Here is a 26,279-nt window from a genome sequence, read left to right as displayed (position 1 = left end):
GTCTGCAGCCAATCCTGTCCCGCCTGATGTTGGCGTTACCTTGCAAACCGGGGCGCGTTCATATAAGTAACCAAAAAGCGCGTCGCCTAAGCGGCTGGCAATGAATTCCACGGCGTGGGTGGTTCGGGCGGTGGTGGTTTCCGTTTGGGCGTGGTTGCCCGTTCGACCCTGCTACGCTATGTGAGGCAGGGGCGGTGCCTACGATCACTGACTATTGAACGATCCCAACAGGGTGTAGGCAGCCTGCTGCGGGCGCTATTGGTGGGACGCCTTCGGCTGCGCTGCGCGCGCTCCCAATCTTAGGTCTACTGCTCTGGCACGGAGTGCGTCGCTGCGCTCGCACGGCGCCGACGCGGGCGAGACCAAAGGATGTCTCCCTCCCGCTTGTTTGCTCCCCTCTCCCGCTTGCGGGAGAGGGGCGGGGGAGAGGGCGGGAGCCTCAACGAAGTCGAGACTTCAACCCCCTCGGAGGCCGAGACATGTCAGCGCCAAGCGAGCGGCGACGCGTACCGTGCCACAACCCCTAAACCCATCCTTCAGAACTTCACCGCCACGCTCATCCAGTAGCGCCGGCCGTCCTCGACATAGCCGTAGTCGGTGTAGTTCACCTGCTTGTCGAACAGGTTGTAGATGCCGGCGAACACCGACACGTTCTTGGTCACCGCGTAGGTCGCGCCCAGGTCGACGAAGGTGTATGACGGCGCTACTACGGTGCTGGACGACGGCCCGGTGATCGGCTGGCTTTCCTTGCCGCGGTAGTTGACGCGAGCCCACGCGTTGAGCTTTTCCGACGGGCGCCAGTTCAGCGTGGCCACCAGCAGGTGCATCGGCAACTGGTTAAGTGGCTGGCCCTGGTATTGGCCGCTTTTCTGTTCCGAGCGGGTGTAGGTGTAGCTGCCGGTCAGCGACCACGCTTGCGCGATGGGCCAGCGCAGGCTGGCTTCCACGCCGCGCGAGTAGGCGCGGTCCACGTTCATGTACGTGGTCGGGGCGGCGCCGAACTGGTTCGGGCCATCAGTGCATTGCGTGAGCGGGCAGGCCACGCGCGTGATCTTGTCCTTGAAGTCATTGTTGAACAGCGTCACGCCGGCCTGCAGGCCGTTGCCCTTGTCGTAGAGCAGGCCCAGTTCCTGCGACACCATGGTCTCGGGCTTCAGGTCCGGGTTGCCGTACATGTTGCCGCCGCGGCTGGTCTGCCCCCAACCGGCGACGGTCTGGCGCAGGTCCGGCGCGCGGAAGCCGGTGGACACGCCGCCCTTCACGGTCCAGCGCTCGGCCGCGTGCCAGACGCCGTACAGGCGCGGGCTGTAGTGTTGGCCGAAGTTCTGGTCATGGTCCATGCGCACGCCGCCGGTCAGTGCAAAGCTCTGCGCCAGGCGCCATTCGTCCTCGGCAAACAGGGCCCACTGGTAACGCTCGACCCGGTTCGGGCCGCCCGCGATCTGGTTGCCGGTCTGGTCGTTCAGGCGCTGGTTCAGGTATTCGGCGCCGACCGACAGCATGTGGTTGCCCAGCGGCATGGCCCAGCTGGTGCGCGCATCCAGGTTCTTGATTTTCATCCGGCGGCTGCGGTTGTCGAACTCCTCTTGCTGGATATAGCTGTCGGAGACGCCAAAGCCCCAGCGGCCGGTATGCGACAACGCGTACTTCTCGCTGCGGTAGTCGGTCTCGGACGAGGTGGGGCAGCCGGTGCGCGGGCACGGCGTGCCGGGCGGCAGCGGCGGCACGGTCTTGCCCACGGTCTCGCTGCGCTGCTGGCGCATGCCGGTGGCCTCGAACACGATGTCGTGCTGGCGCGTGGGTGTCAGCGCCAGCTTGGCGGTCAGGCTCTCGGCGCGGCGGCCGCGGAAGCCGTAATCGATGTCGTCCTCGACGCGGTGCGTGCTCTGGCCGTACAGCTGCAGTCCGAGCAGGTCGCTCTTGAGCGGGCCGGCCAGGTAGAAGTTGCCCTGGTACTGGTTGCCCGAGTCGCTGTGCTGCTGCAGCGTGGCATCGCCGCGCAGCTCGCCGGTCCATTGCTTCGGCACCTTGCGCGTGATGATGTTGACCACGCCGCCCATGGCATCGGAGCCATACAGCGACGACATCGGGCCGCGCACCACCTCGATCCGCTCGATCGCGGCGAGCGGCGGGGTCCAGCTGCTCTCGACGCCGGACGAGTCGGAGTTGGTGCGGGTCTCGCGCGAACTCTGGCGCTTGCCGTCGATCAGCACCTGGGTGTACTTGGCGCCCATGCCGCGCAGGCTGATATCGGTGCGGTCGCCGCCGCCGCTGACGATCACGCCCGGCACTTCCACCAACGCGTCGTTGAGGTCGCGGTAAGCCTTGTTTTCCAGGTCCGAACGCGTGACCACGCTGATCGACGCGGGTGCATCGCGGATATCCTGCGCGCTGCCCGCCGCGGTCACCACCACGGTGGCGAGGGTGGCTTCCGTCTTGGCCTCCTGCGCCTGGGCCCACGCCCCGGTCATGCCCGACGCCGCGCATATTGCCGCCAGCCCGGTCATCCATTGACCCCGCGGCATGCCCCCCGATGCTGCCGTCCCAACCACTGCCCGTGCTGCCGCCTTCAATGCCCACCCGCTTCCGGCGGCCTGCCTGTCCTTCATTATTTTCCCCGCTGTATGTAAATAACAATCATTCTCATATTAGAATCGGGGATGCAAATTGCTAACCAGTCACTTTGGAAAGCTTTTGTTTTCTTGACGTTTCTTGACGGAACCGGAGGCCGGCGGACTACTCCTCGCCCGCCAGGGCCCCGGCAAGCTGCATGCTGATGTGCTCTCACACGCCGCCCGCGCGCGTGCTGCTGATCGACGACGACCTGGAACTGGCGCAGATGCTGCGCGAATACCTGGAGCCCGACCACTGCACCGTCACGCTGGCGCACACCCGCGAGCAGGGCGAGACCCTGCTGGCCCGCAATGACTTCGATGTCGCGCTGCTGGACCTGATGCTGCCCGACGGCAATGGCCTGGAGCTGCTGCGACTGCACCGCGCGCGCTCGCAGCGCCCGGTGATCATGTTTACCGCGCATGGCGACGAGACCGACCGCGTGCTCGGGCTGGAGCTCGGTGCCGACGACTACCTGAGCAAGCCCTTCAGCCCGCGCGAACTGCGCGCGCGCATGCACGCGGTGCTGCGCCGGTTCCAGCGCGCCACGCCGGCCACCGGCGCCAGCCCGTGGCTGGAGGCCGGCGCGCTGCGCCTGAACCTGGCCTCCGGTGAAGCCATGCACGGACCGGCGCTGGCCACGCTGACCGGCGCCGAGCAGCGCGTGCTGGAAATCCTGATGCGCTCGGCCGGCCGGGTAGTGACGCGTGAAGAAATCGGGCGCTTCGCGCTGGGACGCGCTCCGGAGCGCTACGACCGCAGCCTCGACACCCACGTCAGCGCGCTGCGCCGCAAGCTGGCGCTCGACGCCACCTCGTCGGCGCTGCGGATCCGCAACCTGCGCGGCCAGGGCTACCTGCTGGTGCAGGCGCCGTGAACGGCTGGCGCCGCATGCGGGCGCTGTTCCCGCTGCCGCTGTTCTGGCGCAACTTCCTGGCGTTCTGGCTGGGCATGGCCGCGATCGTCGGCATTGGCATGGCGCTGACGGCCGCGGTGGCCTGGTACCGCTTCGAGGCGCTTGACGGCCTGAGCCCCGCCGCGCTCACCGAAGACGCGCTCGAGGTGGCGCGGACCCAGGGGCGTCCAGGCCTGCGGCGCTGGCTGCGGGCGATGGATTCGCATGACTCGGCGCTGGACGTCTATATCGTCGACGACGCGCTGCGGGACATGCTGGGCCGGCAACTGCCGACGCGGCTGCGTAACCATGTGGCCGACCGCATCGTGCCGATGTGGCGCGCGGGCATGATCGGCCATCCGGTCGAGCACGTGCCGCGGCCCGGCGCGCGCGTGTCGTGGTGGGACCCGCAACCGATCGCGCTGCCGGACGGCAGCGAGGTACTGCTGCTGTTCCTGCCGTTCGACTCGTCGCGCTGGGAGGTGCTGCACCTGTCGCCGGTGGCGCTGGCGCTGGGCCTGTTCGCGCTGGCGGTGTCGGCGCCGCTGTGCTGGGCCCTGACGCGGCACGTGGCCGGCCCGGTGCGGCGCCTGCGCGAAGCCACGCAGGCGCTCGCCGACGGCGAGCTGGCCACGCGCACGCCGCCGGTGCTGGCCCGCCGCGCCGACGAGCTTGGCCAGCTCGCGCGAGATTTCGACGCCATGGCCGATCAGCTGCAGCGCCTGGTGGACTGGCGCGAGCAGCTGCTGCGCAATATTGCGCATGAGCTGCGCTCGCCGCTGGGGCGGCTGCGCCTGTCGCTGGAGCTGGCGCGCCGCCGCGATGCCACGCTCGCGCTGCAGTTCGATCGCATCGAGCGCGAGACCGAGCGGCTCGATGCCCTGGTCGAACGCACGCTGCAGCTGGCGCGGCTGCATGCGATGGCGCCGGTGCGCAGCCCCGTCGACCTCGCCGATCTGGTCGACGTGATCGTCGCCGATGCCCGCTTCGAGGCCGCGGCCCGGGGTGTGGCGATCCACTGGACCGCGCCGGACGAGCTGGTCTTCGATGCCGATGCCGCGGCGCTGGGCAGCGCGATCGAGAATATCCTGCGCAATGCCATCCGGTACACCGATCCGGCCGCGCCGGTGAGCGTGACGCTGCGGGCTGACGCGGACGCGATCCGGCTCGACATCTCGATGGTGGTCCCGGCGTGCCGGCCGATGCGCTGGCAAGCCTGTTCGAACCGTTCTATCGCGTGCGCAGCGGCCCGGGCCATCCGGCCGGCGCAGGGCTCGGGCTCAGTATCGCGCAGGCGGGTATCGCCGCGCATGGCGGCACGGTATCCGCGCGCAATGCGCAGCCGCGCGGACTGGCGGTATCGGTGCACCTGCCGCGCCTGGCCTGACGCGCGCGGCGCCGGCCCTGCAACAGGGCGGCCTGCAGGGAGCTGGCTGGCCGCCACGCCAGCCGCTGGTGGTGCCGACGCATCATGGGTTGACCCTGCCCATGTCAAAGGGAAAATTCCGAACAAGATCTAAGGCTTGCCTGATTGGTGGCATTAAGCCCCATCCCTATATTCCACTTGTCCCCGGGGCGGCCGGCCACTGCACAAGCTGATCGGCAGTTGCACGCGGCACGGGGCAGGGCGGGATCCGCCGGATCCGCAAGCCATTGACCTACCAACCTCTGAATCACCCATCATGACCAATAACAAGCTTCTCGCCGCTCTGATCGTTGCCGGTACCGCCATGGGCGCGCAGTCTGCCCATGCCGTCGATGGCACCATTACTTTCAATGGCAACATCACCGCCCAGACCTGCAAGATCAACGGCAACGGCACCACCTTCAGCGACTTTACTGTGCGGCTGCCGACGGTCTCCGCCTCGACCCTGAAGCAGCTCGGCGACGTTGCCGGCCAGACGCCGTTCAACATCGCGCTGACCGATTGCACTCCGGATACCGGCAACGTCCATACGTTCTTCGAGGCCGGCCCGACTACCGATGCCACCACCGGCAACCTGATCGTGGATGCGGGCGGCGCCACGAACGTGCAGATCCGGCTGCTGAATGGCGGCACCGCCAACACTCCGATCAAGGCCGGCTACACCAATCTGTCGCAAAACTCGAACGCGGTGGCGCTCGTCAACGGCGCGGCCACGCTGTGGTACTACGCGCAGTACTACGCCACTGGGCAGGCCACGGCCGGTGCCGCCAACTCCAGCGTGATGTACTCGATCTCCTACGAGTAAACCCAGCGCCGCAGGTGCGGAGCGTGATACCGGCGCGCTCCGCGCCTTCACCAACTGACGTCGCGCCGGTAAACCATTTTGGCGGCCCATCCGGCAGCCGGTTCACCCGAGCCGTCGCCCGCTGCCAGCAAGAACATGACGATCAAGTCCCTGATTTCCGCCGGCGTTGTTGCGCTGGGGCTCCTGAGTGCAGTGCAAGCGCAGGCCTCCGTGGTCATCGCCGGCACCCGGGTCATCTATCGCGCGCAGGAGAGCGAGACCACCATCAAGCTGACCAACGAAGGCAAGACACCCGCATTGACGCAGGCGTGGATCGACAAGGGCGATCCCAAGGCCGCGCCCGCCGCCATCGAGGTGCCGTTCACCGTGACGCCGCCGGTGTCGCGCATCGACCCCGGCAAGGGCCAGACGCTGCGCATCCTCTACACCGGCGAGCCGCTGGCGCAGGACCGCGAATCCGTGTTCTGGCTCAATGTGCTGGAGATCCCCCCCAAGCCGGGCGCGGACCAGGCCGATGCCAACAAGCTGCAACTGGCGTTCCGTTCACGCATCAAGCTGTTCTTTCGTCCTGCCGGCCTGAAAGGAACGGCCGAGGAAGCCCCGGCCATGATCCGCTGGCGCGTGGTCCAGGCCGGCGGCAAGCCTGCCCTGGAAGGCCGCAACCCGAGCGCGTATCACGTTTCCTTCTCCCGGATCGAACTGGTCGGCGGCGGCAGGACCGCCCGCTTTGAAGAAGGCGGCATGATCGGGCCGGGCGAAACCAAGAGCTTTCCGCTGACCGGCGAGGTGGCGCAAGGCCCGGACGCCACGGTCCGCTTCAACACCATCAATGACTACGGCGGCTCCGCCCGCGGCGAAGCCGCGCTCGACAGCCGCACCGCCCCGGCCCTTTAGCGCTGAACTTCGCACTGAATTTCGCGCTGACCTAGCGCCGGGCGCCGCCCGGCGAACCTCCAGGCTGAATGCCTTCGATTGACGATGCCGCGCAGGCGGCAGGGGCAAGTGTTGCCCGCGCAGTGCCAGTTATCCGGCATAGACCATGAAAACCCAGAAGACCTCGTCGTTCCCGTCGCGGCTGCGTCCGGCCAGCGCGGTGGTGTTGTCCTTGTTTGCCAGCGTGAATGCATGGGGAGCGGCCGGCGGCCCCGGCGCTTCGACCATGCTCGCCGAAGTGGAGTTCAACGACACCTTCCTGCAGCAGCCGGGCGGCGTCCGCATCGACGTGAGCCGCTTCAACAAGGGCAACGTGGCCTTGCCAGGAAGCTATCGCGCAGAGCTCTACGTGAACGATGCCTGGCTGGGCCGGACCGAGGCGACGCTGCGACAGGTCGGCGACGATACGCGCAACGTGCAGCCCTGCTTCGACCGCACCGCGGTCGAGCGCATCGGCATCGACCTGTCGAAACTCTCGCCCGAGGCCTCGGCAAAACTGGTGGCGGGCTGCGTGGCGCTGCCCGAGCTGGTGCCCGATGCCACCGCCAGCTTCGACAACGGCGAGCAGCGGCTGGACGTGTCCGTGCCGCAGATTGCCATGTCGCGCACGGCGCGCGGCTATGTCGATCCCAAGTACTGGGACGAGGGCGTCACCGCGGCGCGGCTGCAGTACAACGCCAACGTCTACCACTCGGATGCGGCCGGGTTCTCGACCACGCAGAGCTACGTCGGGCTGAACGCCGGCTTCAATTTCGGCGGCTGGCGCTTCCGCCATGTCGGCAACCTGACTCATGGCGATTTCGAGGGCAGCCGCTACCAGAGCGTGCAGACCAGCCTGCAGCGCTCACTGGCGCCGATCCGCAGCCAGCTGGTGATCGGCGAGGCCTATACCGACGGGGCCCTGTTCGACAGCTTCGGCTTTCGCGGCGTGCAGATTGCCAGCGACGACCGCATGTACCCGGAATCGCAACGCGGCTACGCGCCGGTCGTGCGCGGCATTGCCAACAGCAATGCCCGGGTGCAGGTGCGCCAGAGCGGCAACATCATTTACGAAACCACGGTCGCGCCCGGTGCGTTCGAGATTACCGACCTGTATCCGACCGGATATGGGGGCGACCTCGAACTGGTGATCACCGAAGCCGACGGCAACGTGCGCATCTCGCGCCTCCCCTTTGCCGCGGCCGTCAATGCGCTGCGCCCGGGCATCACGCGCTACAGCATTACCGTGGGGCAATACCGCAATGTCTCGCTCCACAGCCGGCCGATGATGATGCAGGCCACGGTCCAGCATGGCATCAGCAATATGGTGACGGGCTACGGCGGCTTTATCGTGGCGCAGGACTACACCGCGGTGATGGGCGGCGGCGCGCTGAACACGGACCTGGGCGCCTTCGGTGCCGACATCACGCAAGCCTGGACCACGCTGCAGCACGCGGGCGGCCGCGACGGCCAGAGCCTGCGGCTGTCTTACAGCAAGCTGGTGGCGCCGACCAACACCAACCTGACCCTGGCCGCCTACCGCTACTCCAGCAGCGGCTACCTCAGCGTGTCCGATGCCATGGCGCTGCGCGACCTGGAACAGCGCGGCATGGCCGCGGGCATGTTCATGGGCGGGATCCAGCGCGGCCGGCTGCAGGTGACCATCAACCAGATGCTGCCGCAAGGCTACGGCTCCTTTTACCTGACCGGATCCACGCAGAACTACTGGAACCGCAGCGGCAGCGACACCCAGTTCCAGGCCGGCCACAACAACAGCTACAAGCGCATCAACTACGGCATCTCGGCATCGCGCCAGTTCAACGTCAACGCCGGCAAATGGGATAACCGGGTGATGCTCACGGTGGGCATCCCGCTGGGCAGCGGCCAGCATGCGCCGTATTCGATGACCAGCCTGTCGCACGACTCCAGTGGCGGCACCTCGCTGCAGGAATCGGTTACCGGCACGCTCGGCGACGACAACGCCTTCACCTACGGCATCAATGCCGGCTACACCGGCGGCGGCAACAGCACCGACACCGCCACCGTGGGCGCCAACGCCGGCTATGTGTCGCCATTTGCCACCGTCACCGCCAGCGCCAGCAAGGGCCGCAACTACTCGCAGGCCGGCTTCGGCATCAGCGGCGGCATCGTTGCCTATGCCGGCGGCGTGGCGTTCACGCCGATGCCGGGCGACACCATGGCCATCATCGAGGCCGCGGACGCAGCCGGCGCGCGCGTGACCAATGGCAGCGGCCTGCGCGTGGACCCGTGGGGCCACGCCCTCGTGCCGAGCCTGACGCCGTTCTCGCGCAACCAGATCGAGATCGATCCCAAGGGGCTGCCGCTCAGCGTGGCGCTGAAGACTACGCAGCAGAACACCGCACCCACCGCGGGCGCCATCGTGAAGATGAAGTTCGAGACCGAGAACCCCGGGCGCGCCGCGATCCTGCGGGTCATGGGCCCGGATGGGGCACCGCTGCCGTTCGGGGCCGAGGTCACCGACGCGCATGGCCAGGCGGCGGGCACCGTCGGCCAGGGCGGGCGCATCATCGTGCGCGGGCTGAAGCAGGACAGCGGCGAACTGCAGGTCAAATGGGGCAGCGATGCGAAATCCTCTTGCGCGCTGCGCTATGCGCTGCCGCCGGAAACGGCGCGCCTTGCCAACCCGTTGGCAGTGCTTGACGCGGCCTGCGTGGCATCGGCGGCGCGCTGACCCGCGACCATGACGTCGTCCATGGCGCCTCAGCCATCGCGACACGGCGGCGTGCCAGGAAGAGCCGGGATGTTGATGCATAATCCATAGGCAATTCCCCGGCCATCGGGCGCCGGAAGACGGCCCGGTTCCCGAGCCGCGTCAGGCAGGTTGCTGAGAAGGAGTTTCGCCAATGCCCAATTGGCTGTCTCGCGCAAACAAGCAGTTTCCCGGTCGCCTTCTCACCGTCGTTGCCGCCCTGCTGATCGTGGTCATCAGCGGGTGCCTCGCCTTGTTTCTGCATAGCCGGTTCCAGCGCGTCGTATGGGAGCAGGCGTGGGCCGCGCGCCAGCACTTTGGCGCGGTGCTGGCCGCCAAGGCCACCCATGAGTACTTTATCCGGCGCATGGCCGAGATCACAGGGCCCGAGTACCGGCTGGTGCGCAGCGACCGGCCCGCGACCCAGCTGGAAGCCGCGCTGATGGCGGTTCCCGCGGGCAGTGCGAGAGCCGTCGACTTGCCCGGACTGATCAATCCCGCCACCCTGATGCGCGGGGCGCCGGTGCCGGGCGCGGACCGGTCCGCGGCGGTGTCGCACATCATCCGCTTTGCCATCTTCGAGCGCGCGTACTGGGGCACGGCGTCGCAAGGCGTGCGCTCGGTGTTTCTGATGGCTGACGGCAGCGAGGCGCTGGTGACCCCCGCGCTGCCGGCGGCGCTGCCGCTGAGCGGGCCACTGGTTGCCGATGCCGTCAGCAACTGGGCCAAGGCGCTGGCGCGCCGGTCGCGCGAGGCGCGGGCCTCGACTCCGGCGGGCACGCCGCTGTGGGCCGGTCCTTATCCGGGCCTGATCGGGCAGGAAACCATGCTGAGCTGCTTCCTGCCCGTTCGCAACGCCACCGGAACGCTGCTCGGCTATACCGCGACCGCCATTCCGATCCGCGCCCTGATGGGCGATGTCAGCCTGCCGGGGGCCACCCAAGCGGTGCAGCAGGTATCGGGCAAGCGCGCCGTGTTCTTCGATGAGCGCGGCAAGCTGCTGTTCCAGGGCCGCGATGCCGGCTGGCTGCACACGCAGGCCATGGGCGACCGCGTCGCGCGCGAGCTGGCCGCCGGCGAGCAGGGCGTGGCCTACTGGTTCGAGCAAGGCAGCCTGATGATCGGCAGCATGGCGCGCGACCACGGCTGGCGCGCGGCCTATGCCTATCCGCTGTCGCGAGGCCTGGCCGACCACGGGCTGGCGCTGGGCGTGGCGCTGCTGCTCTATGGGCTCGGCGTCGCCGCGGTGCTGCAAGGCGCGCGCATGGTCCGGCGCCGGGTGCTGGTGCCGATGCAGCGCAACGCCGAGCGCATTGAAGACAGCGAGCGCTTCAACCGCACCGTGATGCAGGCCGCGCCGGTAGGCCTGCGGGTGGTGCGCACCGCCGATGCGCATGTGCGCGCCGAGAACGCGCTGGCCGCGCAATGGCTGCCGCTCGATGCGCGCACGCAAGGCCGGCCCTGGCTCGACGCCATCCTGGCGCGGCGCGGCGAAACCCCCGTGCGGCTCGAGGTGCGGGTACCGGCGGGCGCCGGCGGTGCACGCGACGTGCTGGTGGTCGGCCGCCGTACCCGCTTCGAAGGGGAGGACGTGTTGCTGTGCGCGATCCATGATGTCACGGAAGAACGCGAGGCGAATCGCAAGCTGGCCCGCGCCCGCCAGCTTGCGGACGAGGCCAGCGCCGCCAAGCTGCGCTTCCTTGCCACCATGAGCCATGAGATCCGCACGCCGTTGTACGGCATGCTGGGCACGCTGGAACTGCTGTCGCTGACCAGCCTTGCGCATAGCCAGCGCGAGATGCTGTCGACCATCCAGTCTTCGTCGCAGGTGCTGCTGCAGATCCTGGACGACCTGCTTGATTACTCGCGCGCGGAAGCGGGCCAGATGCAGCTGGACAGCGTGCCGTTCGACCCGGTCGACCTGCTCGAATCGACGGTGCGGGCGCACGCGCCGATCGCACTGCAAAAGGGGATTGCGCTGTCGTGCTATCCGGAGCCGGGCCTGCCGTGCCTGGCCGGCGACCCCGTGCGCGTGCGCCAGATCATCGGCAACCTGATCGGCAATGCGCTGAAGTTCACCGCCACAGGCCATGTCATCGTACGCCTGGGACGAGCGCCTCAAGGCGAGGTGGCCGCCGTGCCGGAGACCGCCGATGCCGCTGGCAGGATCACGATCCAACTCGAGGTCGCGGATACCGGGCCGGGCATCGCGCCCGAGGTTCAGGAGAAACTGTTCGAGCCGTTCGTGCAGGCCGACCCGTCCACCGCCAGGCGCTATGGCGGCACGGGCCTGGGCTTGTCGATCTGCCGGCGGCTGGCCGCGCTGATGGATGGCAGCGTTTCCGTGCACAGCGAGCCCGGCAAGGGCAGCGTGTTCCGGGTCTTGCTGCGGCTGCCGCAAGCGGGGCCGCGCACGGCGCTGGAGCCGGTGCTGCCGCCGGTGGCCGTGCTGACCGAGGACGACGAGATCCGCAACCATGCCATCGAGACCCTGCGCGCGACGGGGTGCGCGGCGACCGCCTGCGACGGGCCGGCGCCGCAACCCGGCATGGTGCTTTTCGTCGCCACCCGTCGTATCGCGGCGATTCCGCAAGGCTATGCCGGCGTGGTGTTCGGACGTGCCGATGGCCCGGTCGAACCACAGCTCGTCGGCGGCAGCTGGCTCGTCAGCGCCTACCACCAGGCCGGCATCCTGCGCGCACTGTGCCTGGCCGCCGGCATGACGCCGGCGAGCGCACCGCCAGCGGCGACGGCCGCCGAGCCCGTGCCGCAGCTGGGCATGGAGATCCTGGTGGTGGACGACCATCCCTACAACCGGCTGCTGATGCAGCAGCAGCTCGACCGCCTGGGCTGCTGCGCCACGCTGGCGAGCGGTGGCGAGGAAGCGCTGGCGCTGTGGCAGCAGCGCAAGTTCGACCTGGTGCTCACCGACGTCCACATGCCGGGCATGGACGGCAACGAACTTTGCCGCAGGCTGCGCGCGCAAGGGTCGACCGTGCCGATCGTCGGGCTGACCGCAAGCATCGCGCAGGGCGAGGCGGAGCGCTGCCTGGAAGCCGGCATGGCCCGTTACCTGTCCAAGCCCGTCTTGCTCGGTCCCCTGGCCGAGTGCCTGCGAGCGGTGCTGCCCGAGCATGCCGCCGCACCGATGCGACCCGCCGACGACGAAGCCGGCTTGCCACGAATCCCTGACAGCGCCGCCAGCCTGGCGCTGCTGGCGCATACCATGCGCGAAGATTTCGCGGCGCTGTCCGCCGCCGCGCGCCGCGGGGAATGGAAGGCGCTCCGCCACCACGCCCACCGCATGCGCGGCGCCATGGCGCTGGCCGAGGACGGCGAAGAGATCGTCGCGTTGTGCCGGGAACTGGAACTGGATGTGGCGCAGGCGCAGCAGGCCGTGCAGGCCCATGTCGACAACCTGGCCTTGTATCTTGCAGCGTACTTCGAGGGGTCCGACGATCCGGCAAGCGAACAGAAGGGCAGCCAGAACGGTAGCAACGGCGGCAGCAACAGCGGCAGCCGGAACGGCCATCCTGGCGATTGGCGGAGTACTATTTAAGGAATGCCTTAATTCGGGTTTTTCGGAGAACTCCTAATATTCAAGTCAGCCAAGATGACCGGTATTGCAATACCGGCTCAGTTCCGCGGGCCACCGCTGCGTGGCCACGGAACCGAATAATCAGGGGGTAACAATGATCAAGATAATCATCGCCGATGACCACCCCGTCGTCCTGGACGGCATGAGTCGTGTGCTGGCGCTTGAAGTGGGCATGCAGGTCGTGGGCAGCGCCACCAATTCGACGCAACTGGTGGCGTTGCTCGAAAGCACCGACTGCGACGTCATCGTCACCGATTACTCCATGCCCGGCGGGCAGTTTGGCGACGGCCTGCCGATGCTGCAGATGTTGCGGCGCCGCTATCCCACCACGCGCATCGTGGTGATGACCATGCTCGATAATCCGGCGCTGATCCGCAATATCCAGAAGGTCGGCATTTCGGTGATCCTCAACAAGACCGATCCGGTCCAGGAACTGATTCCCGCGGTGCGCGCCGCGTTCAGCGGACTGAGCTACCAGCCGGCCTCGGTGCGCGCCATTCTCGCCTCGGGCGGGCTCGATGAACTGTCGCGTCGGCCGATCCTGACGCGCCGGGAACTCGAAGTGATCCGCCAATGCGCGGCCGGCGTGCCGGTCATCGAGATTGCGCGTCAGGCCAATCGCAGCAGCAAGACCATCAGCGCGCAAAAAAGCATTGCCATGAAAAAGCTGGGTCTGGCAAACGATTATGAGCTTTACGAATATGCCCGCACCAACGGCCTGCTTGGCGGCGCGGGATAATCGCAGCCGCGTGAACACCCAGGTCAGGCTTCCCTTCTTTCTCTCTTCCTCCCTTTCTCTTTTTCACTGCCGATTTGCGCGCGGGCGCTGACTCGCGTTATTGCCGGCCTGCGCTCGGCCGCGCGGCCCCTCGGCAGCAGCTGATCAGAAAATACCGCGGACATTTCAGGCTTGGCTGATTTCGAAAGCCAGGCGCATGGCCCATCCTGAGACCGGGACAACGCTGGAGCGTAAAGCGGTCATGGAAAAAATCCGGGTGATCGTCGCGGACTCGCAACCTGTGGCGCGGCGGCTGTTGGGCCGGCGGCTCGCGGCCAGCGCCTGCATCGAGGTGTCAGGCATGGTCGGCGACGAGCGCGGCCTGGTGCAGGCGCTGGGGCATGGCGTCTGCGATGTGGTGGCGCTGCGGTTCCCGCTCGGCACCGGCAACGATGCGCGTTGCGGCAGCTACGCCCGCCTGGGTGCGCGGCTGGCCGCGCTGGGCCGGCAACGCGTGGTCGCCATTGCCAATATCGCGGACCGCGCCGGCGTGCTGCAACTGATCAAGGATGGCTGCCGCAATGTCGTGACCGCCCGCGACCACGCCGACGAGGTCGTGAAGGCGGTGCGGATGGCACACCTGGATCTGGCTTCGGTGTCGGACATCGCCTGTGACCTGATCTGGGGCCGGCGCTGCCGCGGCCTCGGCGACTTCGACGACTGGGCCGAACTGCTCACTACCCGCGAAAGCGAAGTGCTGCGGCTCTATCTGTCAGGCCTGTCCGTGACCGAAATCGCGGTCCGGACCGGGCGCACCGTCAAGACCATCAGTACGCAGAAGCAGAGCGTCATGCGCAAGGTCGGTGCCGACAACGATGTCGAGCTCGCCGCCTTCGCCATCCAGCGCGGCATGTTGTGAGAAGCCCGGCGCAGCAAGCGCCCGGGCCGGTCGACGTGATTACGAGGTAAGCAATGAAAAGGCTGATGCCGGCCGACACCAGCGCCGCATTGCCGTTGAGCATTCGCCAGATCCGCTATCTGGTCTATCTGTTCTCGGCCTGCGTGGTGGGCCTGACCGTATTGTCCTGGGGCGTGCTGCTCCATTACCGCCTGCGCGAGGCGATCGACCGGCAGGGCATGGTGCTGCACGCGCAGTCCGAACAGCTGCAGTCCACGCTGCACCTTGCCGAGGCGCTGACCGTGCGCGCGCAGGGATCGCTGGCGCGGCTGTCCGATATCGGCCTCGCCGACGATGTCGCGGCGGTCAGCGACGCGCAATGGTCCGAGCGCCTGCAGCGCCGCGGCGACCGGCCCTACATCGCGTTGCTGGTGCCGCCCGCGACCGCCAGTCAGCCTGGCAAGCGGCTGAAGGACCTGGCTCACGTCATGACGTTCACCTTCCGCGTCAACAACCTGCAATACCGCGATGTGCAGAGCGCTTACCTGATCGACCTGCACGCCGACCAGCTGTACGTCATTCCGCGCCGGCTGAATCCGGCGCGCATGCTGCTGCAGCGCGACGACGCGCGCCAGGTCTTCCTGCGCGACACCCTGCAGCGGCTGCGCAACGATGCGCTGCTGGCGCGCCTGCGTGCCCGTCCGGGCCAGGCGGTGATGCTGCCGCCGGCGCAGGACTGGATCAGCGGCATCCGCACGGTCACCTTTGCCACGCTGGTGCAGGACGGCGGCGAGCCGGCCGCGGTGCTGGCGATGGAGTTCCCGCTGTCCCCGATGCTCCCCGACGACCCGGCCGAGGATGGCGACTTCATGCTGCTGACCGATGCCGGCATGGTGCTGGGCGCCGACGGCATGCCGGCCGGCCCGCTCGCGGCGCCCGTCGCCGCGGCGCTGGCGGCCGGCGGCGCGCGGCCGGGCACGGTGCGTTCATCGCTGGTGCGGTACGAGCTGCTGCGGCACGTGGTGGTGCTGGACTATCCGCTCGACGCCTGGGGCTGGCGCACCGTGAGCGTGGTCGATCTTGGCCGCGTGTGGCGGCAGTTCCGGGAGAACACGCTGTGGATGGTCGGGCTGACCGGTTCGCTGTCGCTTCTGATCTTCGCGTGGATCTGGCTGATCGACCGGCGCATCATGCGGCCGGCGCAGCGCCAGTCCCGGCGCTTGCAGGAGAGCGATGCGCTGGGTCGCTTCGTGATCGAGGTGGCGGGCGTGGGCCTGATGATCGTCGAACGCAACACGCGCCAGGTGCTGTTGGCCAATGCCGCGGCCCAGGTGCTCATCGACCAGGCCACGCCTGCCGGCCTGGCGCAACTGCAGGGCGCCTGCGAAGCGCGCCTGGCGAGCTGCGATGCCAGTGCCGAGGGCCCGCCGCAGGTGCTGCCTTGCTTCGACGTCGACATGGCCTGCAGCAATGGCGAGACGCGCTATCTGGAGGTCCGCTTGGTGCAGATCACCTACGAGGTGCGCTCGGCGCTGCTGTGCGCGCTCAACGACGTCACCGAGGTGCGGCGCGGCGAGGCGCGCCTGCGAGAGGCCATCCGCGCGGCGGATGCCGCCAACCGGGCCAAGTCCGCGTTCCTGGCAACCATGAGCCACGAAATCCGCACCCCCCTCAACGGCATGCTGGGCAGCATCGAACTGCTGAGCCTGACCCGGCTCGAGCCTCGCCAGCGCGACCAGCTTGCCGTGATGCAGCACGCCTCGCAATCGCTGATCGACATCATCAACGACGTGCTCGACTTCAGCAAGATCGAGGCCGGGCAAATGTCGCTGCAGCCGCGGCCGTGCCGGCTCGACGAGGTGGTCGAGGAAGTGACCCGGGGCTTTGCCGCCGAAGCCGCGCGCAAGCACCTGCGCCTGCTGTGCATCAACGATCCGTCGCTGTCCGAGCCGGTGATGGCCGACGTGGTCAAGCTGGAACAGATCCTGAACAACCTGGTCAGCAACGCGGTCAAGTTCACCGAACAGGGCAAGGTGATCGTCACGGCCAGGCGCATGCGGCTTGCGCAGGGCGGCGGCGCCGAAGGCGTCGAAATCCGTGTGGTCGATACTGGCATCGGCATTGCGGCGCACGACCAGCGCCGCCTGTTCGAGCCGTTCGTGCAGGCCGAGCAGCCCGATACGCGCCACTACGGCGGCACGGGGCTAGGCTTGTCGATCTGCAGGCGGCTGGTCGAGCTGATGCGCGGCGAGATCCGCGTGGTCAGCGAGCCGGGCCTGGGCAGCTGCTTCATCGTCAGCCTGCCGCTGGCGAGCGCCGGCATTCCGGCGCCCGCGGAGCCCTGGCTGCAGGCCGGGCTGCGCGGCTTGACCGTCGGCCTGAACGTGACCTTGCAGGAGCTCTACCAGGGCGTCGAGCAGCTGCTGCGGTACTACGGCGCACGCGCGGTCCGGTACGATCCCGGCGCGCCGCCGGTGACGCCGGTCGACGTGCTGGTCTGCGACGAAGAGGCGCTGTCGGCCTGCCCCGATGCCGATGTGGTGATTTCCGCGCTGGCACCGATCGCGCCGGACCTGACCCAGACCCCGGTGGTGGCCTCGCCTTATGCCTGGCAGGGCCTGGTCGCGGCCATCGCGGCCGCGGCGGGTGCGGAGGTGGACGAGGGGCCCGCCAGCGCGCCGGCGCGTGCCGAGGCGCCCGCTGCGCAGCTGGCCCTGCTGCTGGTGGAGGACCATCCCATCAACCAGGTGGTCATGCGCGAGCAGCTGGAAAGCCTGGGCCAATCGGTCGACCTGGCCCACGACGGTCCCGAAGCGCTGTCGCTGGCGTCGGGCCGGCACTACGACCTGATCCTGACCGACCTGCAGATGCCGGGCATGGACGGCTTCACGCTGGCGCGGCGCCTGCGCGAGGCGGGACATGCCATGCCCATCGTCGCCATCACGGCGAGCGTGGGACCCGATGTGGCCGAGCGCTGCCGGCACGCCGGCATCGACCGCTGCCTGACCAAGCCGGTCGGCCTGGCGACGCTGCGCGAGCTGCTCGAAGAGATTTCCGGCACCCGCGTGTCCGCACGCACGGTGCCCGACCTGCAAGCCGGCGGCGCCGTGCTGCATGCGGATGCGCTGCGCAGCGACCAGCGCGCGCTGGCCGAAGCGCTGCGCGCCGGCGATGCCGACACCTTCGCCCAGCGCCTGCATGGGCTGGCCGGCGCACTGTCGGTGATGGGCCATCCGGTGCAGAGCCAGGCCTGCCGCTGGCTGGAACAGACCGTGCGGCGCGCCGGGCTGGGCGCCGTCGGCGCCGACTGGCAAGCCATCCACGCCGAACTGGAGCAGCTGGCGGAGCGACTGGAGGCGCAGTGCGGCAGCCACGCCGCCTGACAAAGACGCGGCGGCCGTGCGTGCATCACTGCAGATCGGCCAGGCGCTGGCGGCACAGGCTGACAAACTGCTGTGCAGCAGTCGATTGTCCCAGGCCCGGATGGAAGGCCAGGATGGCGCGGAATCGAATCGGCGCGCTCAGGGGTACGCTGCGCAGCCCGAGCGCCACATAGGTACGGGCGACGAGGGGATTGGTGATCGCCAGGCCGGCACCGGCCAGGGCCAGCGAGCATTGCGTATGGCTGTACGGGGTCGTCGCCACGAAGCGCGGCGCGATGCCAAGTTCGGCAAAGCACGCCTGCAGCCGGCGTTGCGCGGGATCGGCGGCGTCCAGGCCGATCAGCGGCACGTCGACCAGGTCTTCGATTCCCACTTTCGCGCGCGCGGCGAACGGATGCGTTGCCGGCGCGACGCAGACGGCCTGCACCGCGTAGAACTCGGAAGCGGTCAGGCCGCTGGTGTCCGCTTCGTCGCCCATGAAGGCGATATCGAGTTCGCGCTGCAGCAAGCGCTCGCGCAGGCCGCGGGAGCTGTCGACCTCAAGCTGGCAACGAACGCGCGGATAGCTATGGACGAAGTCCGCCACCGCCGCCGGCATCACGCTGGACGCCATGGCGTGCAACACCCCCACGCGCAGCACCGTATCCTCATGCGCGCGCAATTGATCGATCCGGCGTTGCACGGCGTCGAGGCCGACATAGACGCGTTCGACTTCATCCATCAAGGATGCCGCCTCGGGTGTCGGCACCATGCGCCCCTTGCTGCGGTCGAACAGCCTCAGCCGCGCGGCCTTTTCAAGCTGCAGCACGATCTGCGTCACGGCGGGCTGGCTGATATGCAAGGCTTCTGCGGCGCGCCGCGCCGAGCCCAGGCGCATGACCATGCGGAACACCTCGACCTGGCGGGCGCTGATGCCTGAATCGGCGGCTGTCTCCATCTCTACCCTATAAGTTTTACTTAAGTCGATCATCGGCGCGCCTGCGCCACGGGATCGTGGCCTGGCATAGACTCGAGCCACTTCCACTCCGGCCATCAGCCTATACCATGCGCGCCCGCGGCAATCCGACCCAACCGCTTATCAACCCGGCCATGCAGGCGCTGCGATGCATCTCCTGCCACGCCCGCTATGCGCTCGGCGACATGCCGGAAGGCTGCCCGGCCTGCGCCGCCGCCGGTCATCCAAGCAGCCTCGAAGCGGTCTACGACGCCCAGGCACTGAATTTTGCACCGAAAAGCGGAAGTTATACATGGGGGCGCTGGCAGCCCTACCTGGACGGTGTATCCCTTGGGGAGGGCGCGACGCCTTGCCTCCCGGTGCGAGCCTTGGCGTCGCTGGCCGGCGTGGCGTCGGTCTGGATCAAGAACGAAGGGGCGAACCCGACCGGATCGCACAAGGACCGCATGTCGGCGCAGGCCGTCAGCCGGGCCCTCGATATCGGCGCGCGCGAGGTGGTGCTGGCATCCAGCGGCAATGCCGCGGTGTCAGCGGCGGCCTATTGCGCTGCCGCGGGGCTGGACTGCGAAGTTGCGACTTACCAGGCGCTGCCCGCCGTATTCGACGCCGCGTTACGCCATTACGGCGCACGGCGCGTCATCTGCGATAACGGCCATGCGCGCTGGGCGCATGTGCGCCGGCGCGTCCGGGACGACGGTGCCTTCGCGCTGACCAACTACAGCGTGCCGGCGGTGGGCAGCCCGGTATTCGGCGTGGAAGGCTACCGGGCCGTTGCGCTGGAATGGGTGGCGCAAGGGTGCCGGCCCGACCATGTGATCGTGCCGACCGCGCGCGGAGACCTGCTGTGGGGCATCTATAGCGCGCTGCGGGACCTGGTTGCGCTGGGGCACCTGCCGAAGCTGCCGCGCCTCTGGGCGGTCGAGCCGTTTCCACGGCTGTCGCGCGTGCTGGCAGGAGCGTCGCAGCAGTCCGACTTCGCCGGCACGACGATTCAGTTCTCCACCGCCGGCTCCACCGTGACCGCCCAACAGGTCCTTGCGGTCAGGCGCTCGGGCGGCGGCGCGGTGGTGGTCGACGATGCGGCGGCACGCGATGGCACCCGCCATCTTGCGGCCGCGGGATTCTGGGTCGAACTGTGCGCCGGCGCCGGCCTTGCCGCGGCGCAGTCACTACGCGCCGACGGGCGCATCGACCGGACCGAAGCCGTGATGCTGATGCTGACCGCGCGCGGCGACCGCGATCCGGGCCAGGCATGATTTCAAACACCTTGGGGAGACCTTCATGAAGCTGCGTTACCTGCTGACCGCCATCACTTGCTGCCTCGCGGCCCATATGCCGGCGGCGCTGGCTGCCTATCCGGAAAAATCGATCCGGCTGATCGTGCCCTGGGCCGCCGGCGGCAGTACCGATGCGCTGGCGCGCGCGGTCGCGCAGCGCTTGAGCGAATCGCTGGGCCAGCCGGTGGTGGTCGACAACCGCGCCGGGGCCTCCGGCCGCATCGGCGCCGACACGCTGGCCAAGTCCGCGCCGGATGGCTACACGCTGGGCGTGATCGAACTGGCGCACACCGTTGCACCGTCGGTGTTCCGCCAGATGCCCTACGATGTGTTGCGCGACTTCACGCCGGTGTCACTGCTGGGCGAGGCGCCGCTGATCCTGTTCGCGGACAGCGCGCAATATCGTGCCGGAGAGATCCAGCGCTTCCTGGCGGACTCGCGCAAGGCGGGAACGCCGCTGCAGCTGGCCACCAGCGGCAACGGCTCGATCAGCCATCTGGCCGCCAAGATGCTGGAAAGCCAGGTGGGGATCCCGGTCGACGCCGTGCCGTACCGCGGTTCGGCGCCGGCGCTGACCGATGTCTCCGCGCAACTGGTCAAGGGGCATTTCGCCACGCTGGCAAGCGGCAGCAGCCTGCTGGGCGGCAACAAGATCTCGGCGCTGATGGTGACCGGCCCGGTGCGCGTGGCCGCGCTGCCCGGCGTGCCGACCGCCGCCGAAGCCAGACTGCCCGGCATGCAGGTCAGCCAGTGGTGGGCCCTGGTCGCGCCGGCGCGGACACCGACGACGGTGGTGAACCGGCTTGCCGACGAAGTCCGCGCGGCGCTGGCGAGCCCGCAGACCAGGGCCCGGCTAGACAGCCAGGGCATCGACCTGAAAGCGTCGACGCCCGCCCAACTCGGCGACCGGTTGCGCGCGGAGGTGGACCGCTGGGGGAGTCTGGTGAAGCAATCGGGTATTCAACCTGAATAATCCGCGGGGGCCTGCGGGCCCCTCGACTGCCGCGCCGCGGCCGACCGGCTGATCGTGTCGCAGACTCGCATTGGCGGCCAGTCGCTGCTATCGGTCGTTCTCCGGCACCGACCAGACCGTGTAGCCGCGTAAGGCAAGCATGGCGCTTGAGACGGGCGTTACGTCCAGTCCGTCCGGCTCAGGCGATAGACGCGCACGCTGTGGATCGCCAGCGCCAGCGGGAACAGGAGTACCGCCGCCGAGGCAGCGAACCAGACGAAATCGGCGACGATGGTTGGCTTGACTTGTTCCAGGTACGCCGCCGAAGCGCCGCCCGCGAGCGCGGCGGCTACAAAGAGGGCGGCCATCAGGAGGCCCGGCGCCCCGACCAGCAAGGTGCTGGCGCACAGCCATACCAGGACCCAGCACAACTTGTACCACCACAGGCACTTCCGCATCTCTGCGGGCATGGCGACCTCCGTTTCCGGCGATGGTACATCACCAAGCTGTGGGTAGCCCGACGCACATGCTGGCGCGGATGCCGTCTTGACTCTGGAATCCTGTTGATCGCCTGGGCCGGCGCCACCTTGTTGTTGTAGCGGGGCTTCCGCCCGCTCATGTCCCCGGGCGCGGGCATCACAACCGCGCCTGAGATGGAAGGCACGGCCGCAAAAGTTGACCTATAATTCTTGACAATGCAACGATTGATCGAGCAATAAAATGACCCCCGAACCACAAAGTCCTCAGCCTGCCGGCCAGGTCCTGCCGTTTCGCGAGTCGCTGCTGGCCATGCTGGGCGTGGCCTTCGTGGTGATGCTGGTGGCGCTGGACCAGACCGTGGTCGGGACGGCGCTGCCCACGGTGGTGGCGGAGCTGCAGGGGTTCGAATACTACGCGTGGGTCGCCACGGCCTACCTACTGACCTCGGTGATTACCGTGCCGGTGTTCGGCCGGCTGGGCGACTACTACGGACGCAAGCCGTTCGTGCTGGCATCGATCGTGGTGTTCTCGGTGGCCTCGGCGTTGTGCGGCATGGCGCCGAACATGCCGTTCCTGGTGGCGGCGCGCGCGCTGCAGGGCATCGGCGGCGGCATGCTGGTCGGTACGGCCTTTGCCTGCATCGCCGACCTGTTTCCGGATTCGCACGTGCGTCTACGCTGGCAGGTGATGCTGAGCGCGGCGTTCGGCATTGCCAATGCGATCGGTCCGTCGCTGGGCGGGCTGCTGACGGAGTGGTATGGCTGGCGCGCGGTGTTCTACGTCAACCTGCCGGTGGGCGTGCTGGGGCTGTGGTTTGCCTGGCGCTACCTGCCGCATCTGCGCCAGCAGGCGCATCGCGGGCCGATCCGGGTCGACTGGCTGGGGGCGCTGCTGATCGCGGCCGGGCTCGGCAGCTTGCAGATGAGCGTGGAATTGCTGCCGGCGCGCGGCCTCGACGCCTATACCGCGGGCCTGCTCGTGCTGGCGGCGGTGGCACTGGTGGCGCTGTGGCAGTGGGAGCGGCGCTGCGCCAATCCGATCCTGCCGGTCGAGATGTTCCGCGACCCGGGGCTGGCGCCGCTGTTCAAGCTCTCGGTGTTCGCCGGTTTCACCATGTTCGCGCTGCTGCTGTATGCGCCGCTGTTGTTCCAGGGCGGCTTCGGCTACTCGCCGAAGGAGGCGGGGGTATTGATCACGCCGCTGGTGGTCTGCATCACCGTCGGCAGCATCCTGAACGGCCGCATCGTCACGCGCATCCGCCGGCCCAATACCATGCTCTATGCCGGCTTCGGCATGCTGGCGCTGTCGTGCCTGGGGCTGTCGCAGGCCACGCGCGGCATGCCGCATGGCGTGCTGATGGTCATCATGCTGGTCGGCGGGCTGGGCCTGGGCTTTATCATGCCCAACCTGACGGTGTTCGCGCAGCAGACCGCGGGCCGCGAGCACCTCGGCATCGCCACGGCCATGCTGCAGTCGCTGCGCATGGTGGGCGGCATGGTCGGCACGGCGATTGTGGGCACGCTGGTGACGCGCAGCTATACCGGCGGCGTCGAGCAGGCGCTGTCCGGTGCCAATGCGATCCAGTGGGCATCGCGCATGGCCGACCCGCAGGTGCTGATCGACAAGGCGTCGCAGCTGGCGCTGCTCGGCCAGCTGGAGCAGGCCGGGCACAATGGCGCATTGCTGCTGGAGCAGGCGCGCGTGTCGCTGGTGGGGTCCATCCACCTCGGCCTGGTAGTGGCGGGTGCAGCGGCCGCGCTGGGCGTGTGGTGCGCGCGCCAGGTGCCATCGATCAAGCTGACCCGCGGTCCGGCGCCGGCGATGGCGGCGGAGTGAAGTCCGGCGGCAACTTAACCTGAGGAGAACGGATGGAACTGGAGCGACAGAGCGTGGCCGTATTGCAGCAGTTCGGCCGAACCTACCGCGCCTATGCGGGGGCGTTCGAGCAGCGCATGGGACTGCCCTTGCCGCGCTGGCGCATCCTGCATGCGCTGCATCACCAGGAGGGCGCCATCGGCCAGAAGGCGCTGGCCGACCTCGTCGTCATGGATCCCGGTGCGCTGACGCGCCAGCTCAAGGCCATGCAGGAACTGGGCTGGGTCGATCGCACCACGTCCGAGCGCGACAACCGCGTGACCCATGTCACGCTGTCGCCGGCCGGGCGCGAGGTGGTGGCGCGCGCCATGCCGCTGCGCTCGGCCTTTCTCGAGGATGTGCTGTCCGAGGTCTCGCCCACGACCATGCGCGAACTGTCGCGCGGCCTGGCGCGCCTGGAGGCGGGCATTGCCCACGCACAGGCCCGCGCGGCGGAGCAGGCCGACGCGGCCTGAAGCCGCGGCAGCGTACGCCGAGCGGCTGCATGCGCTCAACCGCTAAGCAGCAGGCCGTTGAGCGCGGCAAACTCGAACAGCTCGCGGTCGTTGGTGACGCCGAGCTTCTGCATGGCGCAGTTCTTCTGCCGGCTGATGGTCTTGACGCTGCGGCACAGCTGGATCGCGATCTCGCTGACCGAGCGCCCGGTCAGGTATAGCCGCAGTACTTCCATTTCACGCCGCGACAGGCGTTCCGCGCCGGCCCGGCCAGCACCTGCCAGACTGCCCGGGTCGGCCTGCGACAGCACCTCCATGGCCGACTTGCCGATGTAATGAAAGCCGCGCTGGATGCGGTACACGACCGTGACCAGTTCGGTCAGCGGGGCGTCCTTCAGCACCAGTCCGTGCACCTGGGTGTCGAGGATCGAGCGCAGCACCAGCGGGTTGGTGATCATGGTCAGCACGATCACCGCCATTGACGGATGCCGCCGCCGCAGGCTTGCCAGCAGCCGCAGTCCGTCGCTGTTGCGTTCGCCCTGCGCGGGCATGTGGTAGTCCGTGATGACGACATCGGGGCGCAGGCTGTCGATGCTGTTGAGCAGCGCCGTCGCGCTGGTCACGCTGCCGCAGACTTCCCAGCCGGTCTGGGTGTGCAGGCGATCGGCGACGGCCGCCGAGACCAGCGGGTGGTCATCGGCAAGCAGGATCCTCAATGCCATCGGGTGCTCCTCGATTCATGTTCAGGCGGCGCAGCCTTCGGCAAACGTCAAGAAAACGCCGCACGCCATGGCGACGTGCGGCGCAAAAATGACGCCAGACATGGAGGCGCCGGACAACTGCTCGCATGACCGCCGGTCCGGGCCAAACGGGAGACGGCCGGACTGCGGCAATGCCATGGCAGCATAGCGGCGAGCCAGTGCGGCGGAACTAGGAGGATTCGTAAATCACGGCCCGAAACGATCCTTGCGCCATCCAGCGCGCGCGAGTGCCGCGCGGGCCGGCAGTTCGAAAATCCATCTCGGGGGGTGATGAACGGTGCGGCTGTCGCCGATCCGTGACAGCGGTCTGTGACAAGAAAGGCGCTGCCGCCTTGCGGCGGACAGCGCCCGTTTGCACGTTGGTGTCGCGCCTGGCGTCAGGTCGTTGCGACCTCGGACGCGACTGCGGGACGCCCGTTACGGCGCCCGTCGATGGCCTTGAGCGGGTCGCGCAGCACGGCGCTGCCGACTTCCATGACATCGCGCAGCACGCCCTGGTCGCGGCTGCGCTCAGGCCCCCAGAAGTGCAGCGCGGCCCATTCGGGGAAGCTGCTTGGTGGTGCCAGCAGCCGGGTCTTGCGCTCGCGCGTGACCAGCGGCACGTTGAAATCCAGCACGGAGCAGATGCCGCCGGCGGAGTGCAGCAGCGTGATCTGCGTATGCCACGAGGGCACCACCGTCTCGCGATGACCCGGCGTGCTGGCCTGCCGGCTCAGGAAGGCACGCAGCGGGCTGCCGGCCTCGCTGTCTTCCTGCAGCAGGATCCACGCGCTTTCGCTCTCATCCTGGCTGCCGCCGCGCGTGGCGCTGACCAGTCGGCGCGGCGTGGCCATGATGTTGTGCTGGCGCACGCGCTCGGGATCATGGCCGCTATCGACGACGAAGGCGCAGTCGAGCTCGCCCTCGCTCAGCTGGCCCGCGAGGGCGGCGTCGGCAATCACCGGGCGCGTGACAAAGCTGTCTTGCGGAAACTGCTCGCACAGCGCGGTCAGGATCTCGGTGATGACGGGATCGCCGATCGATGAGGAAAAGCCGATGGAAACGCGCCTGCCGCCTTCGCGGCGTTTGCTCAGGCCCGGTTCGCCGGGCCGCACCAGGTGGTTCCACTTGGCCAGGATCTGGCGCGCCGTCTGTTCCAGCCGCAGTGCATGCGGGGTGGGCTCGAGCATGCCGTTGCGCTTGACGAACAACGGGTCGCCGGTGATCTCGCGCAAGCGCGCAAGGCTGTAGGCCACCGTGGGCACGCGTCCCTGGGTGCAGGCCGCAACGGCGCTCAGGTCACGGTACTCCATGACCAGAACAAAGACATGCAACAACTTCGTGCTGACATGACGCATTCCGACTTCTCCTGACACATGACTTCGCTTTCTTGTTCTTGTCGGTCCGATGCAAACAGCGATGCGCCAGTGATGGCACGCATGAAACCAGGGCGCACCGCGCGTTTGCCACGCCGCGCGAGCCAAGTGGGTCAAGCTTGAAATCCCGCACGCAAGGGTTCCGCAGGATGTTTCACTACACGCGTGACACGCCAGTGTCCACGTAGCTCAGACCCACAACTTGGCGATG

General features: G+C 68.2%; 17 protein-coding genes and 1 pseudogene. 13 read left to right on the top strand and 5 right to left on the bottom strand.

Annotation, left to right across the window (positions count from 1 at the left end; all coding sequences use genetic code 11):
* Positions 1–536 precede the first annotated feature (536 nt).
* The gene (locus U9J39_RS24210; protein WP_442784924.1) at positions 537–2,525 is read right to left on the bottom strand and encodes a ligand-gated channel protein; all 1,989 of its coding nucleotides are present in this window, start codon (positions 2,523–2,525) and stop codon (positions 537–539) included.
* 245 nt (positions 2,526–2,770) lie between these two features.
* Between U9J39_RS24210 and U9J39_RS24205 the strand changes: the two genes are divergently transcribed.
* From U9J39_RS24205 to U9J39_RS24165, 9 genes and pseudogenes are all read left to right on the top strand, one after another.
* The gene (locus tag U9J39_RS24205; protein ID WP_326348281.1) at positions 2,771–3,490 is read left to right on the top strand and encodes a response regulator transcription factor; all 720 of its coding nucleotides are present in this window, start codon (positions 2,771–2,773) and stop codon (positions 3,488–3,490) included.
* Positions 3,487–4,895 (top strand): annotated as a pseudogene (locus tag U9J39_RS24200) (HAMP domain-containing sensor histidine kinase). The gene U9J39_RS24205 and the pseudogene U9J39_RS24200 overlap by 4 nt, the downstream one beginning before the upstream one ends.
* 295 nt (positions 4,896–5,190) lie before the next feature.
* Entirely contained in the window at positions 5,191–5,739 is a 549-nt protein-coding gene (locus U9J39_RS24195; RefSeq protein WP_115713751.1) for a fimbrial protein, read from the top strand.
* Between the two features lie 135 nt (positions 5,740–5,874).
* Complete coding sequence (locus U9J39_RS24190; protein ID WP_115713750.1) at positions 5,875–6,633, top strand: fimbria/pilus periplasmic chaperone; 759 nt, start codon at positions 5,875–5,877, stop codon at positions 6,631–6,633.
* 145 nt (positions 6,634–6,778) lie between these two features.
* Entirely contained in the window at positions 6,779–9,364 is a 2,586-nt protein-coding gene (locus U9J39_RS24185) for a fimbria/pilus outer membrane usher protein (protein ID WP_326348280.1), read from the top strand.
* A gap of 172 nt (positions 9,365–9,536) precedes the next feature.
* The gene (locus tag U9J39_RS24180; protein ID WP_326348279.1) at positions 9,537–12,941 is read left to right on the top strand and encodes an ATP-binding protein; all 3,405 of its coding nucleotides are present in this window, start codon (positions 9,537–9,539) and stop codon (positions 12,939–12,941) included.
* 133 nt (positions 12,942–13,074) lie between these two features.
* Positions 13,075–13,719, top strand: coding sequence for a response regulator transcription factor (locus U9J39_RS24175; protein ID WP_062803507.1), 645 nt, complete (start codon positions 13,075–13,077; stop codon positions 13,717–13,719).
* A gap of 196 nt (positions 13,720–13,915) precedes the next feature.
* Complete coding sequence (locus U9J39_RS24170; protein WP_326348278.1) at positions 13,916–14,617, top strand: response regulator transcription factor; 702 nt, start codon at positions 13,916–13,918, stop codon at positions 14,615–14,617.
* Positions 14,618–14,670: 53 nt separating this feature from the next.
* The gene (locus tag U9J39_RS24165; RefSeq protein ID WP_326348277.1) at positions 14,671–17,979 is read left to right on the top strand and encodes a hybrid sensor histidine kinase/response regulator; all 3,309 of its coding nucleotides are present in this window, start codon (positions 14,671–14,673) and stop codon (positions 17,977–17,979) included.
* Positions 17,980–18,004: 25 nt separating this feature from the next.
* Here the strand turns inward: U9J39_RS24165 and U9J39_RS24160 are convergent, their stop codons facing one another.
* Positions 18,005–18,916, bottom strand: a complete 912-nt coding sequence (locus U9J39_RS24160) for a LysR family transcriptional regulator (protein ID WP_116314092.1) — start codon at positions 18,914–18,916, stop codon at positions 18,005–18,007.
* A 107-nt stretch (positions 18,917–19,023) separates the two neighbouring features.
* On the opposite strand from U9J39_RS24160, the gene U9J39_RS24155 reads away from it, so the two are divergent.
* Together U9J39_RS24155 and U9J39_RS24150 are read left to right on the top strand one after the other, a co-directional pair.
* Positions 19,024–20,190: a pyridoxal-phosphate dependent enzyme gene (locus U9J39_RS24155; protein WP_326348276.1), complete on the top strand. Its 1,167-nt coding sequence runs from the start codon at positions 19,024–19,026 to the stop codon at positions 20,188–20,190.
* A gap of 25 nt (positions 20,191–20,215) precedes the next feature.
* A complete protein-coding gene (locus tag U9J39_RS24150) occupies positions 20,216–21,184 on the top strand; it encodes a tripartite tricarboxylate transporter substrate binding protein (RefSeq protein WP_326348275.1) in 969 nt (322 codons plus the stop codon).
* A 158-nt stretch (positions 21,185–21,342) separates the two neighbouring features.
* On the opposite strand, the gene U9J39_RS24145 is transcribed toward U9J39_RS24150, so the two are convergent.
* Complete coding sequence (locus tag U9J39_RS24145; RefSeq protein WP_147299348.1) at positions 21,343–21,633, bottom strand: hypothetical protein; 291 nt, start codon at positions 21,631–21,633, stop codon at positions 21,343–21,345.
* A 250-nt stretch (positions 21,634–21,883) separates the two neighbouring features.
* On the opposite strand from U9J39_RS24145, the gene U9J39_RS24140 reads away from it, so the two are divergent.
* Entirely contained in the window at positions 21,884–23,479 is a 1,596-nt protein-coding gene (locus U9J39_RS24140; RefSeq protein WP_115713741.1) for an MFS transporter, read from the top strand.
* A gap of 32 nt (positions 23,480–23,511) precedes the next feature.
* Complete coding sequence (locus U9J39_RS24135) at positions 23,512–23,973, top strand: MarR family winged helix-turn-helix transcriptional regulator (RefSeq protein ID WP_115713740.1); 462 nt, start codon at positions 23,512–23,514, stop codon at positions 23,971–23,973.
* A gap of 35 nt (positions 23,974–24,008) precedes the next feature.
* Here U9J39_RS24135 and U9J39_RS24130 read toward each other — a convergent pair whose 3' ends face one another.
* Both U9J39_RS24130 and U9J39_RS24125 read right to left on the bottom strand, forming a co-directional pair.
* Positions 24,009–24,674, bottom strand: a complete 666-nt coding sequence (locus tag U9J39_RS24130; protein WP_115683468.1) for a response regulator — start codon at positions 24,672–24,674, stop codon at positions 24,009–24,011.
* 416 nt (positions 24,675–25,090) lie between these two features.
* Positions 25,091–26,050, bottom strand: coding sequence for a LysR family transcriptional regulator (locus U9J39_RS24125; protein ID WP_115713739.1), 960 nt, complete (start codon positions 26,048–26,050; stop codon positions 25,091–25,093).
* Between the last annotated feature and the right edge of the window lie 229 nt (positions 26,051–26,279).

It is taken from the genome of Cupriavidus sp. SS-3 (genome assembly GCF_035818815.1).
In the GTDB taxonomy this organism is placed as follows: Bacteria; Pseudomonadota; Gammaproteobacteria; order Burkholderiales; family Burkholderiaceae; genus Cupriavidus; species Cupriavidus taiwanensis_C.
The sequence above is the reverse complement of the archived record's forward strand: the minus strand, read 5'-3'. Positions and strand labels throughout refer to the sequence as shown.

What these genes read in the sequence shown, in the direction of transcription:
- U9J39_RS24195 (WP_115713751.1), top strand. Translation starts at nt 5,191, where the DNA reads ATGACCAATAACAAGCTTCTCGCCGCTCTGATCGTTGCCGGTACCGCC.
- U9J39_RS24205 (WP_326348281.1), top strand. Translation starts at nt 2,771, where the DNA reads ATGCTGATGTGCTCTCACACGCCGCCCGCGCGCGTGCTGCTGATCGAC.
- U9J39_RS24170 (WP_326348278.1), top strand. Translation starts at nt 13,916, where the DNA reads ATGGCCCATCCTGAGACCGGGACAACGCTGGAGCGTAAAGCGGTCATG.
- U9J39_RS24130 (WP_115683468.1), bottom strand. Translation starts at nt 24,674, where the DNA reads ATGGCATTGAGGATCCTGCTTGCCGATGACCACCCGCTGGTCTCGGCG.
- U9J39_RS24155 (WP_326348276.1), top strand. Translation starts at nt 19,024, where the DNA reads ATGCGCGCCCGCGGCAATCCGACCCAACCGCTTATCAACCCGGCCATG.
- U9J39_RS24135 (WP_115713740.1), top strand. Translation starts at nt 23,512, where the DNA reads ATGGAACTGGAGCGACAGAGCGTGGCCGTATTGCAGCAGTTCGGCCGA.
- U9J39_RS24165 (WP_326348277.1), top strand. Translation starts at nt 14,671, where the DNA reads ATGAAAAGGCTGATGCCGGCCGACACCAGCGCCGCATTGCCGTTGAGC.
- U9J39_RS24185 (WP_326348280.1), top strand. Translation starts at nt 6,779, where the DNA reads ATGAAAACCCAGAAGACCTCGTCGTTCCCGTCGCGGCTGCGTCCGGCC.
- U9J39_RS24150 (WP_326348275.1), top strand. Translation starts at nt 20,216, where the DNA reads ATGAAGCTGCGTTACCTGCTGACCGCCATCACTTGCTGCCTCGCGGCC.
- U9J39_RS24160 (WP_116314092.1), bottom strand. Translation starts at nt 18,916, where the DNA reads ATGGAGACAGCCGCCGATTCAGGCATCAGCGCCCGCCAGGTCGAGGTG.
- U9J39_RS24180 (WP_326348279.1), top strand. Translation starts at nt 9,537, where the DNA reads ATGCCCAATTGGCTGTCTCGCGCAAACAAGCAGTTTCCCGGTCGCCTT.
- U9J39_RS24145 (WP_147299348.1), bottom strand. Translation starts at nt 21,633, where the DNA reads ATGCCCGCAGAGATGCGGAAGTGCCTGTGGTGGTACAAGTTGTGCTGG.
- U9J39_RS24140 (WP_115713741.1), top strand. Translation starts at nt 21,884, where the DNA reads ATGACCCCCGAACCACAAAGTCCTCAGCCTGCCGGCCAGGTCCTGCCG.
- U9J39_RS24210 (WP_442784924.1), bottom strand. Translation starts at nt 2,525, where the DNA reads ATGCCGCGGGGTCAATGGATGACCGGGCTGGCGGCAATATGCGCGGCG.
- U9J39_RS24175 (WP_062803507.1), top strand. Translation starts at nt 13,075, where the DNA reads ATGATCAAGATAATCATCGCCGATGACCACCCCGTCGTCCTGGACGGC.
- U9J39_RS24190 (WP_115713750.1), top strand. Translation starts at nt 5,875, where the DNA reads ATGACGATCAAGTCCCTGATTTCCGCCGGCGTTGTTGCGCTGGGGCTC.
- U9J39_RS24125 (WP_115713739.1), bottom strand. Translation starts at nt 26,050, where the DNA reads ATGCGTCATGTCAGCACGAAGTTGTTGCATGTCTTTGTTCTGGTCATG.